This is a genomic window from Streptomyces sp. NPDC090499 (genome assembly GCF_044769305.1).
Taxonomy (GTDB): Bacteria; Actinomycetota; Actinomycetes; order Streptomycetales; family Streptomycetaceae; genus Streptomyces.
On sequence record NZ_JBIVXP010000005.1, the window covers coordinates 719,333 to 737,555 of the forward strand.

Genomic DNA, 18,223 nt, shown 5'->3' on the forward strand with positions numbered 1-18,223 from the left:
GGCCGCTGGCCGGATCGACCTGGGATCCCTGCGCTCGAGCCTCACCTATCCGCTCGTACTTCGGGCGATCCACCTCCTGCGCGCCGCCGCGGGGAAGGCTGCCGCGTGAAGATTCCCGAGCCGGCCCCGCCCGTCCGGGTTTGGGTGGCGGGGCGCTTTTCCGAGGGCATCGGGGCATGACCGACCCGGACGTCCAGGTTCCGCAGAAGTCGCGCCGGGCGCGGCACGGCCCGCTTGTGCGCGCTCGCGCGTCGACTGCGGTCGGCGACGGGCACGCAGAGCGGAGACCGGCATCGCACTGGGGTCGAGAGTGGGCACCACCTCACGGCGGACTGCGGAGAGCCCGTCACGTCGTACTGCGTCCTTCATGCCGCTTCGTCAGAAACTGGGAGAGCAACACATGGAATTCTCACTGGCAACCCTGCACGTCGAGGGGACACCCACGCCCGTCCTCTGCCTCGACGGTCGATACTGGGCTCTCGCCGACGTCGCTCCGGAAGTCCTGCGACCTGAGCCCTCGCGCGGCCTGATGAACGTGCTCGACCACTGGGAGCGGACGGAACCGCTCCTGGTCGACGTCGCCGACCGGCTTGCTGCTGGGACCGCAGCGCCGCGGCCGCTGCCGAGCCCCGCCGCGCTGGAAGACATCCTCACTCCGCTTCAGTACCCCCGCAAGGTGGTGCTGACGGGCGCCAATTACTACGAGCACATGCGGGGCGACGCCGGTCACTCCGACTGGGAGAAGGAGACCAAGGTCCCTCTGTTCTTCCTCAAGCCTCCCACCACCACTCTCGTGGGACCTGGCAGGACGGTGCGGTATCCGGAGCAAACCGAGAAATTGGACTACGAGATCGAACTGGCGGTTATCATCGGCAAGAGGGCCCGCCACCTGACGCCGGAGAACGCCATGGACTGCGTGGCGGCGTACACCGTGGCGATCGACCTCTCGGCGCGTGACTGGCAGCGCCATCCCCAGCACGTCGTGAAGTTCGACCTCTTCGGAGGCAAGGCCTTCGACGACAGCTGCCCGCTCGGTCCCGCCATCACACCGGCACGCTTCGTCGAAGAGGACAACCTCCGACTCCAGTTCTGGCTGAACGGAGAACTGAAGCAGGATGCAAGTACCCGGGACATGATCTGGTCCCTCCCTGAGCAACTCGTGAGGATCACCGAGCACCTGACTCTGGAACCCGGCGACGTCATCTGCACCGGCACGCCCGCTGGAGTCGGTCTCGCCACTGGCCAATGGATGAAGGCCGGAGACCTCCTGGAAGCCGAGATCACCGGGCTTGGTCGACTGACGGTCGAGATCGTCAAGGACCATGACTGAGTACCCACCGCCCAGTCCGCGGTGTCAGCCGGTCACCTCCGAGGTTGACGAGACGGAAGTCCGGTTCCCGGTCGGCGTGGTCGACTGCCGCACCGGAGACAGGCCAGGAGCTGTCCTGGCACGCTGAGTTGTCAGGACGCGCGCTTCACGGGATCGACTGGTCGCCCTACGCCATGCGGCGGCTGTCGCGGGCGATCTCACGCGGGCTGGCCTCGAACTGGGCGCCTTTGCACACAGTCACCTTCCCGGAGTCGGCCAGCAGGCGACACCGTGGGTGTGGCGCACAGGATGTAGCGAGGAAGCCGGCGATGGTCCGCTGGCACCCCGGAAATAGGGGCGGCGGCTCCTAGCCCGTCGCCCAGCTCGCCCCGCGGGGTATCGGCGCCGACGGTCTTGCCGCCCTGGCGCGATCGTGATGTCGGCCATCATCCATCTGGCCAGCCGGGCAGGGCAGCGTCGGAGCCGGGCTGCGATCGCAGCCCGCATCAGTGTGCGGCAGGACTCTCGACGGCGGACCGGATCGGCCCGCCGTCACTGCCCCACTTACAACTCGCGCGACGACGGCCTGAAATGGCTGCCCCTGTCGATGCACGAGTGCACGGAGGTCATGCTGAAGCCGGCCGACGAGGTCTGTCCGAAGGCCGACTTCTGGAAGCGCATTTTCGGCATCCCGATGGCCCGGTCTTGCTGTCCGGGGAGGTCGTTCACACCCCCGCTGCTCGCGCCTTTTCGTACACCTCGGCTGCCACGTCCTTGAGTTCCCGGGCGTCGCGCGGTGTGGCCTGCAGGTCGACGAGAATCTCGTGCAGGCCGAGCTTGGCGTAAGCCGCGAGATCCTCTACGATCTGGGCGACGTCGCCCTGGAAGGGCTGACGATCCGCACTGTCGTACGCGTTCGCTGTGTAGTTCGCGCTCACGCGCAGCACTGTCTGGATCGGCTCCGTGCGCCCGCGCTCCGCGGCGAGGTCCTGCAACTGCCGCCACTGTGCCCTGGTCTGCTCGACGCCCGTGGCCACCGGCAGCCAGCCGTCGGCGTTGTCGACGAGGCGGCGCTGTGCCTTTTTGGTGTTCGCGGCGAGCAGGATCGGGATCGGCCGTGCGGGCTTGGGACCCACCGCGGCGGACGCGATCTTCGTGATCCGCCCGTCGTAGGACACCGGGTCGGCGCCCCACACCGCACGGAACACCTCGATGACCTCGTCCAGCACCTGGCCGCGCTCTTCGAAGGGGCGGACTGCGGAGGCCGCATACTCGTCGAGGGACCACCCTGTGCCAAGGCCCGCGACGACCCGGCCGCCGCTTGCCGCGTCCAGCGTGGCGAGGGACTTGGCCAGCTGGAACGGCACGTGCAGGGGGGCCACCAGCACACTCGAGCCGAGACCGACCCGCTCCGTCGCGGCGGCGGCCAGGGTGAGAGTGACCAGAGGGTCGGCCACGTTGCGGTATGTGTCGGGCCAGGCCAGGCCCTCGATGCCGAACAGGCCCTGCGTGGCGGGCTCGGGGAACAGAGCCCGTTCGAAGACCCACAGGCTGTCATAGCCGATCTGTTCGGCGGCGCGCGCCACATCCGGTACGTCCTTGCCGATGTCGTACTGCCGCGTCTGAGGAAGACCGAGCCCGAGCCGAGTCGCCATGCCCTGTACTCCTTTGCAGGGAGGTTTTGTAGTTGAACGAACAACGATTGCTGGCAGTTTCGGGGGTGGCGGTGGAATCGGGCCATAAGTTTCCGTCCAGTGCACCGGCCATCCGTCCTGACGTAGTCACGGGGGCGCCGGCGAGGGCTGGTCAGTAAGCGTACGCCACTGTACGGTTTCTTGGGTGCGAGCGGCGCACCAGCAACAAGGTCGGGCTGCCCGGGCTCTGGCTGGCGATGCCCGCGGGGCCGTCGGAGCGTTGGGCCGGCACCTCGAACCATCAAGCGCCCGACGTTGTCCTTCGCTCTCCCAGGTTCAGATCCCGGACCGTCTGCCCTGAAGGAACTAGCAAGGAGTGGACACGCTTCTATGTCTTCCCCCCACGTCTCGACCGACCCCGTGTCTTCCGGCCCAGTCGATCTCGATCTCGATGCCCTGCGCGCGAAGTACCGCGCCGAGCGGGACCGTCGGATCCGTCCCGAAGGAAATGCTCAATACCACGGAGTGGGCGACGAGTTCGGGTACTACGCCGACGATCCCTACGCCGAGCCCGGGCTCACCCGCGACCCACTGAACGACCGGGTCGAGGCCCTGGTCGTGGGGGGCGGTTTCGGCGGTCTCCTCGCCGCCGCCCGACTGCGCCAGACGGGCGTGGAGTCGATCCGGGTGATCGAGAAGGGCGGGGACTTCGGCGGCACCTGGTACTGGAACCGCTACCCGGGCATCCACTGCGACATCGAGTCGTACGTCTACATGCCGTTACTGGAAGAAGTCGGCTACATCCCGAAGTGGCGCTACGCGCCGGGCGAGGAGATACGGCAGCACGCCCGCGCCATCGCTCGTCACTTCGAGCTCTATGAGGACGCCTGCTTCCAGACGCAGGCGACCGAACTGCGCTGGGACGAGAACGAGTCGGAGTGGCTCGTCAGCACGGACCGCGGAGACCGGATTCGGGCGCGTTATGTGGTGGCCGCGACGGGCACGCTCAGCCAGGCCAAACTGCCCGGCATTCCAGGGATCCAGACCTTCCGGGGCCATACCTTCCACACCAGCCGATGGGACTACGCGTACACCGGGGGCGATGCGAACGGCGGCATGACGGGGCTCGCGGACAAACGTGTGGCGGTCATCGGCACCGGCGCGACCGCCATCCAGATCGTCCCGCATCTCGCGGCCGACGCGCAGCATCTGTATGTGTTCCAGCGCACGCCGTCCTCCGTGGATGCCCGGGACAACCGACCCACCGACCCGGAGTGGGCGGCGCGCCTGGCACCCGGGTGGCAGCGCGACCGTATGGAGAACTTCCTCAAGGTCGTCACCGGCGTTCGGGTGGACGAGGACCTGGTGAACGACGGCTGGACCAGCAGCGCTCGGCTCCTGGAGAAGATGATCCCGACCAACGCCTACGCGGACGTGCCGGCCGAGGAACGCGAACGCGCCTACGAGTACGCCGACTTCCAGAAGATGAACGAGTTGCGCCACCGCGTGGACGCCCTCGTGGCGGATCCCGCGACAGCAGAGAAACTCAAGCCCTGGTACCGCTACATGTGCAAGCGGCCGACCTTCAGCGACACCTACCTCCAGACCTTCAACCGGGCCAACGTCACCTTGGTCGACACGGCCGACACCCACGGGGTGGAGCGGATCTCCGAGACCGCCGTCGTCGTCGGCGGGGCGGAATACGAGGTTGACTGCATCATCTTCGCGACCGGCTTCGAGGCCGGTGTCTCGGGGATCCTCGCCGGTCGACTTCCGGTGTACGGCCGGGATGGCGCTCAGCTACTGGAGAGCTGGCAGGAGGCCGGCCCGAAGACACTCCACGGGTTCTACAGCCACGGTTTCCCCAATCTCTTCCAACTCGCCCCACTCCAGAGCGCCAGTGCCCCCAACTTCGTCCACGTGCTCGACGAACAGGCCACCCATGTCGCCGAGGTCGTTGCCCAGGCCCGCAAGCGACGGACCCGATACGTCGAGCCGACTCCCGAGGCCGTGGAGGATTGGCTGGCCACCCTGCGGACGAACGAGCCCGACCTGCACTCGTTCCAGGCCGAGTGCACCCCCGGCTACTACAACAACGAGGGCATGCCCCGGAAGACGACCATGATGTACGGGGACGGGCCGGTCGCCTTCCATGCCCTGCTCAGGCGCTGGCGTTCGGACGGTGGCATCGACGATGTGCTCACCATGGCGGAGTGAGGTGGCGCGCGAGATGACGGGAGAAGCACCCGCCGCGTACCCGAGCCGGTTCGACGGGACGGGCAACCACCGCCCCACCAGCGCCCGTTGGCGAGCCACGCGGCTGACACCGTCCAACCGGCTCTGGGGCTCGAACGGCATAGCGTTCGGCCCCGATCGTCGGCTCTACGTCGCCGAGTTCCTGGCCGGACGGATCAGCGCCGTCGATCCGGCCACCGGCGAGGTGGACGTGATCGTGCCGATGGGCAGCCCGGTCCAGTCACCAGATGACCTCGCCTTCGGCGCGGACGGATCGATGTACATCGCCGACCTCGTTCCCGGCCGGGTATGGCGCCGCGGGCCCGACGGCTCCTACACGCTGGTCTCCGACGAGGTGCGGGCGCCCAACGGCATCACGTGCATCGGGGACCGGCTCTTCGTCAACGAGATGAAACCGGGCGGCCGCCTGCTCGAACTGTTCCCGGACGGAGGCGCGCCCGTGGTGCTCACCGAGGACCTGGCCCTGGGCAACGCCATGCAGCGCGGCCCCGACGGCCATCTGTACTACCCGCACATGATGACGGGACAGGTCTGGCGGATCTCTCCGGACGGCGGCGAGGCGGAGGTGGTCGCGGAGGCGGTGCACGAGCCGGTCGCCGTCCGCTTCGACCAAGGCGGTGTCCTGCACGTCCTGTCGCGAGGTGCCGAGGGCATCGTGACCCGGATCGACCTGCACGGCAGCGGATCCCGAGGTGTCGTCACCAGCGGAGTGGTAGGCCTCGACAACGCGGCGTTCGACGAGGACAACCGCATGTTCGTCTCCAGCTACGCCAGCGGCGGCATCACGGAACTGCACCCCGACGGCCGCACCCGCGAGGTCGTCCCGCGCGGCCTCGACGGCCCCTACGGTGTAACCGTGGACCTCGGCGGCGCGGTGTACGTGGCCGACCACTACCGCCTTGCCACACCGGCAGTCGCGGACGAGGGGGTTCCGGTTGCTCTCTCCCACGCAGGCGAGGAGTCAGGTGTCACCTCACTCAGGCTGATGCCGCCTTTCGCGCACGGCGTGGTGGCCGTCGGCAGTGTGGTGCATACCACCTCGCAGTACGGCGAAGTGCATACCTACGTCCCCAAGACGCGAACAACTCGTATACGGGCCTCCGGACTTGACGAGCCGCAGGGCATCACCGTGGGCCCGGACAACTCGATCGTGGTCGCCGAGGCCGGGGCAGGCCGGATTGTGGCCGTTGACGAGGACGACACCGTCACGGTCCTCGCAGAGGGCCTCGACCGCCCCATGGACGTGGCTTTCGACTCGGAGGGCCGGCTGTACGCCAGCGATGACCGGCGTGGAGCGGTGCTGCGTATCGAGGGTGGCCAGACGGTCACCGTCGTGGGCGGTCTCGGAGGGCCACAAGGACTCACGGTCCGGCGGGACGAGCTGTTCGTCGTGGAGACCACCCACCGGCGGCTTCGGGTGATCGACCTCACCACGGGGGAGACCCGGGTCGAAGCCGAGGATCTGCCCGTCGGGTCGCCCCCAGGTGTCGTCCCACGCGCCGAACCCGCCGCGCTGTTCACCCACGGCATGCCCGGCATGCCACGCCCCTTCGCCGGTCTCGCGACGGCCCCGGACGGCTCCCTCCTGCTCGCCGCCAACGGCGAAGGCACAGTGCTGCGCCTCGGACTGGCAGGTGACGGCGAGGGCAATGAGAGGGAGGAGAGGGGCGCTCAGCGACGGAATCCCGGTTGAGAACTGCTGTGGCCGGCTGGGGTCTCCCGGCCGGCCACAGCTGACTTGTCGATCAGCTGCGGGAGGTTGCTGAGGGACTGTCGGACTCCCTGATGCCAGTGGCTTCGACAGTTTTGGCGGCTTCCTCAGCTAGCCGCTCCATGCCACTGGTGGTCTGGAGCGGCTTCTCCTTGATGAACAGGACGGCGACGAAGGCGAGCAGTGCGAAGGGTGTGGCGACGAGGAAGAGGTCAGCGGTGGCGACCCCATAGGCGTCTTCGACAATCTCCCTCATCGGCGCCGGCAGGGTGCTCATATCGGGCAGACCGTGGCCTGTGGACTGGCCGGCGCCGGCCACGGTGCCCGCTTCCTGGGTGCTCTTGGCGATCTCGTCCGTGACACGGTTGGCGAGGATCGCGCCGAGCACACTGGTACCGACGGTGCCTCCCATGCTGCGGAAGAAGGACAGCACGGAGGTCGCGGCCCCCAACTCGCTGACGGGAACGTCGTTCTGTGCGGCCAGAACCAGATTCTGCATCAGAAGGCCGACACCGATGCCGAGGACGGCCATGTAGACGCTGAGCAGTCCGAAGCCGGTGTCGGAACTGATGGTGGAGAGCAGGGCGAGCCCGGCGGTCATGGTGACCGCGCCCACCACGAGGTACACCTTCCACCGCCCAGTCGCGCTGATGACCTGCCCGGCGATCGCGGAGGAGAGCAGCAGCCCAAGGATCATGGGCAGGCCCATCAGGCCGGCGGCCGTGGGGGACTTGCCCTGAGCCACCTGGAAGTACTGGGAGAGGAAGACCGTCCCCCCGAACAAGGCCACACCGACCAGCAGCCCGGCGGTCGTCGTGAGCGTCACGGTGCGGTTGCGGAAGACGTCCAGCGGGATGATCGGCTCGGCGGCGCGCGATTCGACAAAAACGGCCGCGGTGAGGAGGAGTACGCCTGTGACGGTCAGCGCGGCGGTCTGCCAGGAAGCCCAGTCGAACTGGTTTCCGGCCAGCGAGACCCAGATGAGCAGCGCACAGACGCCCGTGACGATCAGGAAGGCACCCAAGAAGTCGATCCTCACCTCACGGTGGGGAACGGCGGGCAGTTTCAGGGTGCGTTGCAGCAGCGCGATGGCCAGCAGGGCGAATGGGACCCCGATGAAGAAGCACCAGCGCCAGCCGAGCCAGGAGGTGTCCACGAGGACACCTCCGATCAGCGGACCGGCGACGGTGCCGACGGCGAAGACGGCTCCGAAGATGCCCGAGTACCTGCCCAATCTCCTGGGCGGGACGATGGCCGCCATCACGACCTGCGCCAGAGCGGTGAGCCCGCCCGCACCGATGCCCTGGGCCACCCGGCTGAAGATCAGCAACCCGACGTCGTGGGAGAACCCGGCCAGCAGCGACCCGATCACGAACATGCCCAGCGAGAGCTGGAGCAGCAGCTTCTGGTCGTAGAGGTCAGACAGCTTGCCCCACAAGGGCACGGTCGCCGTCATGGCCAGCAGTTCGGCCGTGACGACCCAGGTGTAGGAGGACTGGCCGGCGCCCAGGTCCATGATGATCCTGGGCAACGCGGTCCCCACCACGGTGCCGGCCAGGATGGAGACGAACATGCCGACCATCAACCCGGACATGGCGTGGAGTATCTGTCGGTCGGACATGAAGGACGATGACTCCTGGACAGGCGTCGATGATGCGGTCACTGCGGCCCTTTCGGGTGAAGTCGGCAGCCCGGGTGCGGTGCCCACGGCCGCATTGGCTCAGGAACGGTGATCGTCTCCATGTGCCGGTTTGCGGTCGTTCAGGGACGTCCAGCGTGCGCGCAGGGCGTGGGCGGCTGCCTTAGGCAGCCGTTCGCGGGTGAAGACGCCCTTCTTGTTGCCGCCGACCCGGTGGATGCCGTTCGCCGTCTGGAAGTCGGCGAAGTTCCAGACGTGTTCACCGATGAAGGCGTCGATGCGGTCGAAGGCGCGGTGGTTGGCCTCCAGGTAGGCGACCTGGTACTCCTCGGTCCACGGTGTGTCCCATACGGAGTGCAGGCCGGGCTGGGTGTCCGCACCGTACTCGCTCATCATGATCGGCTTGCCGAACTTCTCGGCCCAGCCGCGCAGATCGCCCTCCAGGTAGGCCTCGGCGGTGGCGAGGTCGCCCGTGGCGATGTACCAGCCGTAGTAGCGGTTGATGCACAGGACGTCGAACAGGTCGGCGATGCGGTCGTTCTCGTGGGTCGCGAACATCACGGCCGCATACGTGACCGGCCGGGTGGGGTCGAGTTTGCGGGTGAGCGCCACCAGCGGCTCGAAGTACTCGCGTGCGCCCTCTTCGTTGGAGGCGGGCTCGTTGGCGATGCACCACATCACGACGCTGGGGTGGTTCTTGTCGCGGCTGACCAACTCCCGGATGGCCTGGGCGTGTGCTGCCCGGGTGTCGTCGTTGAACGTGTCGTCGGAGAAGGTGGGCCTGGGCGGGGTGCCGAGGAGCCCGCTCTCGACGGCCAGATTGAGGCCGACGGCCGCGGTCTCGTCGATGACGACGATGCCGTGCCGGTCGGCGAACTCCATGACCTCCTCGGCGTACGGGTAGTGGGCGGTGCGGAAGGAGTTGGCGCCGATCCACTCCATGAGCTGGAAGTCGTGGACGAGGTAGGCGTCGTCGTGGCCCTTGCCGCGTACAGGACTGTCCTCGTGCTTGCCGAAGCCGGTGAAATAGAACGGTTCGCCGTTGATCAGGAACTGGGTCCCGCGGACCTCGACCGTCCGTACTCCGAACGGCTCGGTGTACGTGTCCACGACCTCGCCGTCGTCGCCGCGTGCCTCTACGACGAGGTCGTAGAGGCACGCGGCCCCCGGACGCCACAGCTTCACGTCTGTGATCCGCAGCGTGCCGTTCGCGCCCTCCCCGGCGGCGACCTCCATGCCGTCGGCGTCGAGCGCGCGCACCCGGACCGCGGCGGGGGAGTTCGTCTCGACCGAGTACTCGACCGTCCCGACCGTCTCGTCAGCACCGTCGATACCGGTGACGATGGTGATGTCGTCGATATGGACGGCCGGCTTGCAGTACAACCACACCGAACGTGCGAGGCCCGCGTAGTTGTAGAAGTCGTGCAGATACGTCTGCTTGCGCCGGCCGTCCTGCGTGACGGTGATCGAGCCGGGCGGGATCGTACGGTTGGTGAGCTCGTTGTTCACACCGACGGTGAGCCGGAACTCCTCCCCGGGGCGCACGTGTTCCGTGACGTCCGCTTCGAACGGTGTATATCCGCCCACGTGTTCAGCGACCAGCACGTCACCGACGTACACCTTTGCCCCGTGGGTGGCGGCGTCGAAGCGCAGCACGACGCGTTCACCCGCCCAGCCCCGCGGCACGCGAACCTGACGCTGGTACCAGACCCAGCCGACGTGGTCGCGGATCGCGCTGTCCGTGAACAGGTCGTTGTAGCTGGCCGGTACCGGTGCCTCCAACCTCGTGTCGAGCGGGCCGGTCCACGGTTCGCCATCGGTGGTCGTGGCGACGGCGAACCGCCAGAGTCCGTCGAGATTCACCAGCTCGCGGGTCGGGGTGGAACGGGGCTTGAGCATGGAAAGTACTCCTGCGCGGTGTTGTGGTGAGACCGGCTGCGGTGCGGCCGGCAGATGGACGCTCGGTCGGCGTCAGTCGGTCTCGCTCAGGGTCAGGCGCCACTCCCACGCGTACTCGCTGCCGGTGAGCCGGTGACGCGGGTGGGTGTCGGGACCCAGCACCGCCGTACCGAGTCCGCGATGGGCGATGTCGAGGTGGACGACGGTCCTCCCGCTCGGCGTGAGTTCCCACCAGTGCTCGGCCGCGTCCAGTTCGTTCACCGTGAACCGGCTGACGTTCATGTGCAGCGGCTTGGGGTGGGAGGTCCGGACGGTGCCGGCGGGACCTGTGAGCGTCAGCTCGGTGACCTCGCCGCGGGTGCCGTTCTCCTGGGGGAGGAGGTAGGGCACGGACAGGTCGTCGATGGCGCTGTTCCAGGAGCCGAGCAGGGCGGAAGCCCGCCGGTCGGGGTAGTTCTCCCACGGCCCGAGACCGATCCAGCCCGCCTGGTCGAAGCCGTCGACGAGCTCGAACTCCATACCGACGCGCAGTCCGTCGCGGGTACCCTCCGGGAGGGTGACGTGCTCGAATAGAACCCAGTCGCCGTCGGCGAGTGCCGTGATCGTCCGCCGGTGCACGACCTCGTCGCCGAAAGCGGCCTTGTAGCGCGTGGTGACCACTGTCCCCTCGGCCGTCTCCCCGATCTCGACGTCGATGGGCGTGAGGTCGAAGAAGCCGGATCGGACGAACCGATTGTCGAGCGAGAACGACTTGTCGTGGCACGTGAGAGCGCGCCACAGGCTGAGCTGTGGGGCGCTGCGCAGCAGCGGGTGCTGAAGGGTGCCGTCAACTCCCAGATCAGGGCGCCCTGTTGTGGTGCGCGGCAGCTGTGCCGGGTCCCGCGGGAAAGCGACCTGTTCCACTGCTGTCTCGGTACCGGCGGGGGCCCAGACGGAGGCTTCCCGAGTGCGCACGGTCAGAGTCAGCGCCAGTCCGTGGGCGAGCAGCTTCTGGACCGGGGCGGGGATGTCGATCGTGCCTTCTGCGCCCGCGGACACCTCCGGCGTCGGCACGGCCACGGTCCCGGCCGGGCCGGTCACGGTTTCGACGCGGAGTTCGAGTGCGTACGCACTGAGATCCGCGAAGGTCTGGCGGTTGCGGATCCGGAGCGTTCCCGCCCGGGCTTCGTCGGCTGCCGACACGATGCGGATCGGGCTGAAGAGGCCGCGGGCCTCGAACAGGGCTGGCTTCGGGGTGAGATCGGGGAACACGATGCCGTTGACGAGCATCGGGCCGTTGTGGGTCTCGTCTCCGAAGTCGCCGCCGTAGCGGTACTTCCCGTCACCGTCCCGGTCCAGGGAATGGTCCGTGAACTGCCAGATGAAGCCGCCCTGGAGGCCGGGCCGCGTCTCGAACAGCTCCCAGTAGTCGGAGAGTCCACCCGTGCCATTGCCCATGGAGAACGCGTACTCGCAGGTGATGAGCGGGCGGTCGGCGCGTGGGTCGGCCGAGTAGCCCTCCAGGCTGGCGAAGGACGGGTACATCGGGCAGAGGATGTCGCTGACCGCGTGCCCGGCGTGCCAGTCGGTGGAGATCGCGCCCTCGTAGTGCAGGGGCCTGGTCGGGTCCATGCGCCGGATCCAGGCGGCCGCCGCGTCGTGGGCGGAGCCGTAGCCGGTCTCGTTACCCAGGGACCAGGAGATCACCGACGGGTGGTTGCGGTCGCGCAGCACCATCCGGGAGATCCGTTCCACGATCTCGGCCAGGAAACGCGGGTCGTCGGCGATCGTCGAGGCGAAGGCGTGCCCCTCGACACCGGCCTCGTCGATGACGTACAGCCCGATCTCGTCGCAGAGGTCGAGGACGTACGGGTCGTTGGGGTAGTGGGCCGTGCGGATCGCGTTCACGTTGAACCGCTTGAGCAGGGACAGTTCCGCGAGCATGCGGTCCCGGGACAGGACGCGGCCGGTGCGCGGGTCGATGTCGTGGCGGGCGACGCCCTGGACGAGGATCCGTCGGCCGTTGACGAGGAGGTCGCGGCCCTCGATCCGGACGCGGCGGAAGCCGACCCGGATCCGTGTCTCGTCGGCGACCGCCCCGTCCGGTGACAGCAGCTGGACCACGACGTCCTCAAGGTGGGGGGTCTCCGCGGACCAGGGGGTGACGTCGAGGTCGCCGAGGGCGAAGGCCGCTTTGCCGGCGGGCGCCGCCGGCTCCGGGAGCCGGGTCATGGTGGCGGGGATCGCGCGGAACTCGGGCGGGATCGGCGCGCCGGCCGCGTTGATGCTGAGCAGGTCCATGAAGTCGTCGGGGAGCAGGGACTCGGGGCGCGTGGACCTGTCCAGCGAAGGCTTGGGGAGGGTGCGGGTGCCCAGTCGCGGGGACACCGGCAGTGTCACCGTCCGGTCGAGCACCTCGATCCGTACGGACCAGCCGGCGACGTCGTAGAGGTGGTCGAGGCCAGCCGTGGACACGGTGACCTGGAGGTCGCCGTGCTCGGTCTCGGGGTCGTAGTCGGCGACCGCCGTCACGTCGGCCAGCCGGATCTCCGGCACGGTGTAGAGGAAGACCGAGCGGCTCAGTCCGGACTGCCACCAGTGGTCCGGGTCCTCCAGATAGGTGGCGGCCGACCACTTGGCGACCCTGAGGTAGATCCGGTTCGTGCCGTTGACGAGAGCCTCGGTGATGTCGAACTCGGCTGCCAGGTGCGAATCCGAACTCGTCCCGACCGGCCGGTCGTTGACGAACACCCGTAGCAGACCCTCGGCGGCTCCGACGTGCAGGATCGTCCGTTGCCCCGGAACCGGTGACAACACGACCAGGCGCCGGTAGACACCGGTCGGGTTGTGTGCCGGGATCTGCGGCGGCACCTCCTCGAACGGCATGGGGACGTTCGTGTAGTGCGGCCTGTCCCCTTCCCCGAGCTCCTCCTGCATCGTCCACAGGCTCGGGACCTGGGTCTTCTTCCAGTCCATGCCGAGGGGTGCGGTGGGCGTGGGCAGCAGCTGGAAGTCCCACGTGCCGTCGAGGGTGATGTCGGGGGTGCGGTGCAGCGCGTGCATGGGCAGCCGCCCGACGGGGTGCAGGCCAGAGGCGTCGTAGGGGCCCATCGTGTTCTCCGTTTCCGTCATGCCGATCACGCGTCCAGGTTCCGGCCGCCGCTGCGGGCGACTCCGCCCAGCCAGCCCAGACTCGGCTTCGGGTGCCGCTCGAACGTCTTGCGGTCGACCGCGACAAGCCCGAACGTCGGCTCCCAGTGGCCCCACTCGTAGTTGTCGAGGGCGCTCCAGTGCAGATAGCCCCGTACGTCGACGCCGTCGTCCACCGCCGAGAACAGATGGCGCAGGGCCTCGCTGGTGTAGGCGATCCGCCGGGTGTCGTCGGCGGTGGCGATGCCGTTCTCGGTGACGAGGACCGGCACATGACCCGTGGTCTCCCAGGCGTGCCGGACGGCGATGCCGAGGGCATCGGGCCGGTACGCGTTCCCGGTCAGCGTGGTGTCGGGGCCCAGAGGGTGGGGGACCACGCCGTTCTCGTCGACGGCCTGGCTGGAGTACGACTGGACGCCGATGAAGTCGTCGCCGCGGGCCGCTTCGAGATACAGGTCCTCACGGACGTACCGCACCTCGCGCAGCTTCTCCTCGTTGCCGGGGGTCGGCGTGAGCGCCTGGCAGGCCACCGTCCAGCCGGACTTGGCGCCCGTGCGCCGCCCCAGGATCTCGCGGGCGGCCCGGTGGGCCTCGGCGAGCCGCTGTCCGATCTTGGGGTCGGGGTCCGGGAGGACGGGCCGGGCCGCGCCCTCGACGGTGGGGCTCATCCACTTCGCGGCGTCCTCCTCGGAGGGGCGTGCCTGGCTCATCGTCGCCATCAGGGCGAGTATGTTGGGCTCGTTGATGGTGCAGACCCATTCGACGCCGTCGAGGATGCGCGTGGCCGTCTCGACATACGCCGCGAAGCGGTCGATCGCACGATCGCTCAGCCAGCCGCCGTCCTCGCTGAACCAGCGAGGGTTGGTGAAGTGGTGCAGGGTGACGACCGGAGTGAGCCCGAGGTCGAGGGCGGTGTCGATCATCCGTCGGTAGTGGGCGAGTTCGGCACGGGAGACATGCCCCTCGGCCGGCTCGATGCGCGCCCACTCGATCCCGAAGCGGTAGGAGTTCAGGCCGGCGTCGGCGAGCAGCCGCATGTCCTCGGCGTAGCGGTGGTAGCTGTCGACAGCGTCGCCGCTGCGAGCCATGCCGGGCATGTTCGGCTCGTTCGCCCACCAGTCGCTGGTGACGTTGTTGCCTTCGATCTGGTGGGGGGCTGTCGCCGCGCCCCAGAGAAATCCAGGAATGAGTTGGGTCACCGTCGAGGTCCTTGCTCGAGAACGGCAGAAGAAGCCGCGGCCCGGAAGAAGGCGGGCGGCGGGAGTACTGCCACACTAACACGAATTTCGAATCGCGATACTATTTTCGCGGCCGTCGGCGGTGTGGCGGACAATAGGACCGCCACGCCAGCCAGGGATTCATCGTCGGGAGAGCACGCATGACGCCAACCAGCGGACGCGGACCGTACGCGAAGTCGGCGGAGGTGCGCCGCCGGATCCTCGAAACCTGCGTGGACGCCTTCGGCGCGACCGGCTTCTACGGCGCCACCATGAAGGACATCGCCGCACGCGCCGGCATCAGCCACACCGGACTGCTGCACCACTTCGCGCGCAAGGAGGACCTGCTCATCGCCGTGCTGGAACTGAGCGACGAACGCAGCAGTCGCTTCCTGGAGTCGGCCGACGCGATCGACCCGGTCAAGAACCCCGCCGACGCTCTGCGCGGCATGCTGGCCACGGTCGTCGACAACGAACTGCAGCCGGGAATCATGGAGTTGCACTGTGTGCTCTCCGGCGAGGCGACCTCGCCGGGACACCCCGCGCACGACCACTTCGCGGCGCGTTACCGCGGCATCCGCCGCTTCTACACCGACGCGTTCGCCGCGCTCGCCGCGCGCGGCGAACTCAACTCCCCGGTCGACCCGCCGACCCTCGCCGCCATGACGATCGCTCTCATCAACGGTCTCCAGACGCAGTGGCTCTTCGACCGGGACTCGGTGAAGATGGAGGCCGCGATCCGGGCGTTCATGACGTCCCTCGTCCCTCAACTCGCTCGCTGAACCGGCCATCGGGTCACCCCATGTCGCAGATGTAGTGGTGCTGGCCGGGCCCCGCCTCCGCAGACTCCCCGCTTGGCAGGGTGACGGTGGCGGAGGTGCCCGGCGGCACTGCGACCGTGAGGAGGAACCGGTCGGCGTCGATACGCCAGTGCGCCGCGATGCGTCCGTGGACCGAGTCGAACTGCGCCTCGGCCCAAGTGAGTCCACCACCCGGCCGGGGGTGGATGTCGAAGTTTCGGTAGCCGGGGGAGTTCTCACGCAGACGGATGCCCGCGACATGGCGGTGCAGGAAGGAGATGACCGCACCCTTGCTGTAGTGGTTCAGGGACCCGTGCGCGACGCCGTCGGCGTCGATCCCGTCCCACTCCTCCCAGACGGTGGTGGCCCCCCGTTCGAGCATGGCCATCCAGGACGGTGACGTGTCCTGGAACAGCAGGTCGTAGGCGATGTCGAGGTGCCCGGTCTCCGCCAGGACGGGCAACAGGGAGGGCGTGGCGAGGAAACCGGTACTCAGGTGGGTGTCGGCCTCATGGACCAGCGCGGCCAGGCGCTCGGCCGTGCGCGGCCGCAGTTCCTCGGGAACCAGGCCGAAGGCGAGCGCGCGCACATGGTTGGCCTGGGTGTCGAGAGTGAGACTGCCGTCCGGCCGGATGAACTCGGTGCGCCAGGCCAGGAGCACGCGGTCGGCGAAGCGGCCGTAGGACGCGGCGTCATGCAGTCTGCCGAGGACGGCGGCGATACGGGACAGCAGGCGTGCTGAGCGATGGAGGTACGCGGTGGCGACCGGCCCGTGGTCCTGGAGGTAGAACGGCGTCGCGCCGGGCTGTTCCGGCTCCAACCACTCGCCCCAGTGGAAACCGGAGTCCCACAGAAACTCCTCGTGCGCCGCTGGCTCGGGGCGAGCTGCCGCACGGTCGGCGTGGCGCCCGGTGCGCGCTTGCTCGGCGGCCCAGTCCACCCAGCGGGTCATCGAGTCGTACTGGTCGGCGAGGATCTGCACGTCGTCGTAGGCGAGGTAGGTCTCCCACGGCACGATCACCGCCGCGTCGCCCCAGCCCGCCGAGCCGTGCAGGAGGGCGCGGCGGTGCTCGGGGGTGCGGCGCCGGATGGCGTGGTCAGGGGCGATGTTCGCGGTCTTCCCGTCGGGCCACTGGTCGGCGGCCAGATCGCGCAGCCACTTGGTGGAGAATCCCGCGACGTCGTAGAGGAATGCCGCGGTAGGGGCGAAGAGCTGCCAGTCGCCGGTCCAGCCGTCGCGCTCCCGGGTCGGGCAGTCGGTGGGGATGTCGCAGGCGTTGCCGCGGAAGCTCCAGACGGCGGCCTCGTGCAGGCGATTGAGCCGTTCGTCGCTGCACCGGAACCAGCCGGTGCGGCGCAGGTCGGTGTGGACCACGACGGCCTCGATGTCGTCGGCTCCGATGTCGCCCGGATGGCCCTCGACCCGCACGAACTGGAAACCGTGGGTGGTGTGCCGGGGTTCGAAGACCTCGCCCGAGCGGCCGGAGGAGACGACACGGTCACGCTGTCCGGCTTTGAGCGCGATGCCGTGGTCGTGGTTTTCTGCGGGCAGGTCGAGATGGTCGGTGGTCACGTCACCGTCGGCGGCGAGGGCCTCTGCGTGGACGAGGGTGAGCTCGGTGCCGCGCGGCCCGAGGTCGGACAGCCGTACCCAGCCGTTGATGTTCTGGCCGAAGTCGACGACCTGCACTCCGAACCGCGGGCTGGTGATCGAGACGGGAGTCAGGGACTCGACTCGGCGTACCGGTGGTGCCGGGCTGGTGGTGAGCCGGTCGCGGAGCGCGTACAGCCCCCCGGTCGGGACCGTCACCTTCTCCCAGGCGGAGTCGTCGAAACCAGGCCGGCTCCACCGGGACAGGGCCCGGGTGAAATCGACATGTTGCCCCTCCATCGGGTCGGCGGCGGTGATCTCGGCGACGCTGGATCGCCACTGGGGGCCAGTACCGATCACCTGGGCGTACCCGTCGGCCGACCGTGTGTGCAGTTCGGCGAGCAGGGCGGTACGCGTGCCGAAGCCGTCAGGAATCCGCTGGGTGCCATTGCAGCCACGGAACCGTCCGTCGGACAGCACGGCACCGAGCACGTTGACTCCGGCCCGCAGCAGGCTGGTCACGTCGTACGTCTGCACCTGCAGGCGCGACAGATACGACGTGAAGCCTGGTGTGAGCTCCTGGTCACCGACGCGGACGCCGTTGACGAACATCTCGTAGTCGCCGTGTGCGGTCGCGTACAGCCGTGCCCGGGCCGGTAGTTCGGTCAGTTCGAAGGAGTGCCGCAGCAGATGCGCCGGGCGCCGACCGGCCGCGGGCACCTCGTTCTCGGCCGGTTCGATCCACGCGGCTCGCCAGTCCTGCGGACGGATGGCGGATTCCCAGGAACTCGGCTCGGACCAGTCGCTCTCGCCCAGGTCGGTCCAGACCTTGACCTGCCAGACGACCCTTTGCCCCGGGTCCACTTCGGGGCCCGGGTAGGGGACCAGCACGTTGCGGTCACTCTCCACACGCCCCGAGTCCCAGTCCTCGGTCTTGATGCGGTAGGCCACCTGTCGAGTGGCGTCGGCCGGCAACCACCACGACAACCGTGGCGCGATCGCCTCAATCCCGAAGGCCTCATCCAGGTGTTCCACGCG

10 protein-coding genes are annotated in these 18,223 nt (G+C 68.5%); 4 read left to right on the forward strand and 6 right to left on the reverse strand.

Annotated features, from left to right (window positions below; translation table 11 throughout):
- Positions 1-400 precede the first annotated feature (400 nt).
- Positions 401-1,330, forward strand: a complete 930-nt coding sequence (locus ACIQVL_RS22525) for a fumarylacetoacetate hydrolase family protein (RefSeq protein ID WP_403436833.1) — start codon at positions 401-403, stop codon at positions 1,328-1,330.
- A 704-nt stretch (positions 1,331-2,034) separates the two neighbouring features.
- Here the strand turns inward: ACIQVL_RS22525 and ACIQVL_RS22530 are convergent.
- Entirely contained in the window at positions 2,035-2,964 is a 930-nt protein-coding gene (locus ACIQVL_RS22530; protein WP_403436831.1) for an LLM class F420-dependent oxidoreductase, read from the reverse strand.
- A 369-nt stretch (positions 2,965-3,333) separates the two neighbouring features.
- Between ACIQVL_RS22530 and ACIQVL_RS22535 the strand changes: the two genes are divergently transcribed.
- Positions 3,334-5,160, forward strand: coding sequence for a flavin-containing monooxygenase (locus tag ACIQVL_RS22535; RefSeq protein WP_403476181.1), 1,827 nt, complete (start codon positions 3,334-3,336; stop codon positions 5,158-5,160).
- 13 nt (positions 5,161-5,173) lie between these two features.
- Complete coding sequence (locus ACIQVL_RS22540) at positions 5,174-6,892, forward strand: hypothetical protein (RefSeq protein WP_403436829.1); 1,719 nt, start codon at positions 5,174-5,176, stop codon at positions 6,890-6,892.
- Positions 6,893-6,944: 52 nt separating this feature from the next.
- Here ACIQVL_RS22540 and ACIQVL_RS22545 read toward each other — a convergent pair whose 3' ends face one another.
- From ACIQVL_RS22545 to ACIQVL_RS22560, 4 genes are all read right to left on the reverse strand, one after another.
- Positions 6,945-8,531 carry an MDR family MFS transporter gene (locus ACIQVL_RS22545; protein ID WP_403436827.1) on the reverse strand — a complete coding sequence of 529 codons (1,587 nt, stop codon included), beginning with the start codon at positions 8,529-8,531 and terminating at the stop codon, positions 6,945-6,947.
- 99 nt (positions 8,532-8,630) lie between these two features.
- Complete coding sequence (gene uidA / locus ACIQVL_RS22550; protein WP_403476182.1) at positions 8,631-10,448, reverse strand: beta-glucuronidase; 1,818 nt, start codon at positions 10,446-10,448, stop codon at positions 8,631-8,633.
- Positions 10,449-10,520: 72 nt separating this feature from the next.
- Positions 10,521-13,559, reverse strand: coding sequence for a glycoside hydrolase family 2 TIM barrel-domain containing protein (locus ACIQVL_RS22555; RefSeq protein ID WP_403476183.1), 3,039 nt, complete (start codon positions 13,557-13,559; stop codon positions 10,521-10,523).
- 5 nt (positions 13,560-13,564) lie between these two features.
- Complete coding sequence (locus ACIQVL_RS22560) at positions 13,565-14,776, reverse strand: glycoside hydrolase family 1 protein (protein ID WP_403476184.1); 1,212 nt, start codon at positions 14,774-14,776, stop codon at positions 13,565-13,567.
- A gap of 179 nt (positions 14,777-14,955) precedes the next feature.
- Between ACIQVL_RS22560 and ACIQVL_RS22565 the strand changes: the two genes are divergently transcribed.
- Positions 14,956-15,576: a TetR/AcrR family transcriptional regulator gene (locus tag ACIQVL_RS22565; protein ID WP_403436821.1), complete on the forward strand. Its 621-nt coding sequence runs from the start codon at positions 14,956-14,958 to the stop codon at positions 15,574-15,576.
- 13 nt (positions 15,577-15,589) lie between these two features.
- Here the strand turns inward: ACIQVL_RS22565 and ACIQVL_RS22570 are convergent, their stop codons facing one another.
- The gene (locus tag ACIQVL_RS22570) at positions 15,590-18,220 is read right to left on the reverse strand and encodes a family 78 glycoside hydrolase catalytic domain (RefSeq protein ID WP_403476185.1); all 2,631 of its coding nucleotides are present in this window, start codon (positions 18,218-18,220) and stop codon (positions 15,590-15,592) included.
- Between the last annotated feature and the right edge of the window lie 3 nt (positions 18,221-18,223).

Bases quoted from the DNA above. Each gene is read 5' to 3' on its own strand.
- ACIQVL_RS22540 (WP_403436829.1), top strand. From the start codon at position 5,174: ATGACGGGAGAAGCACCCGCCGCGTACCCGAGCCGGTTCGACGGGACG.
- ACIQVL_RS22545 (WP_403436827.1), bottom strand. From the start codon at position 8,531: ATGTCCGACCGACAGATACTCCACGCCATGTCCGGGTTGATGGTCGGC.
- ACIQVL_RS22565 (WP_403436821.1), top strand. From the start codon at position 14,956: ATGACGCCAACCAGCGGACGCGGACCGTACGCGAAGTCGGCGGAGGTG.
- ACIQVL_RS22555 (WP_403476183.1), bottom strand. From the start codon at position 13,559: ATGACGGAAACGGAGAACACGATGGGCCCCTACGACGCCTCTGGCCTG.
- ACIQVL_RS22530 (WP_403436831.1), bottom strand. From the start codon at position 2,964: ATGGCGACTCGGCTCGGGCTCGGTCTTCCTCAGACGCGGCAGTACGAC.
- ACIQVL_RS22535 (WP_403476181.1), top strand. From the start codon at position 3,334: ATGTCTTCCCCCCACGTCTCGACCGACCCCGTGTCTTCCGGCCCAGTC.
- uidA (WP_403476182.1), bottom strand. From the start codon at position 10,448: ATGCTCAAGCCCCGTTCCACCCCGACCCGCGAGCTGGTGAATCTCGAC.
- ACIQVL_RS22525 (WP_403436833.1), top strand. From the start codon at position 401: ATGGAATTCTCACTGGCAACCCTGCACGTCGAGGGGACACCCACGCCC.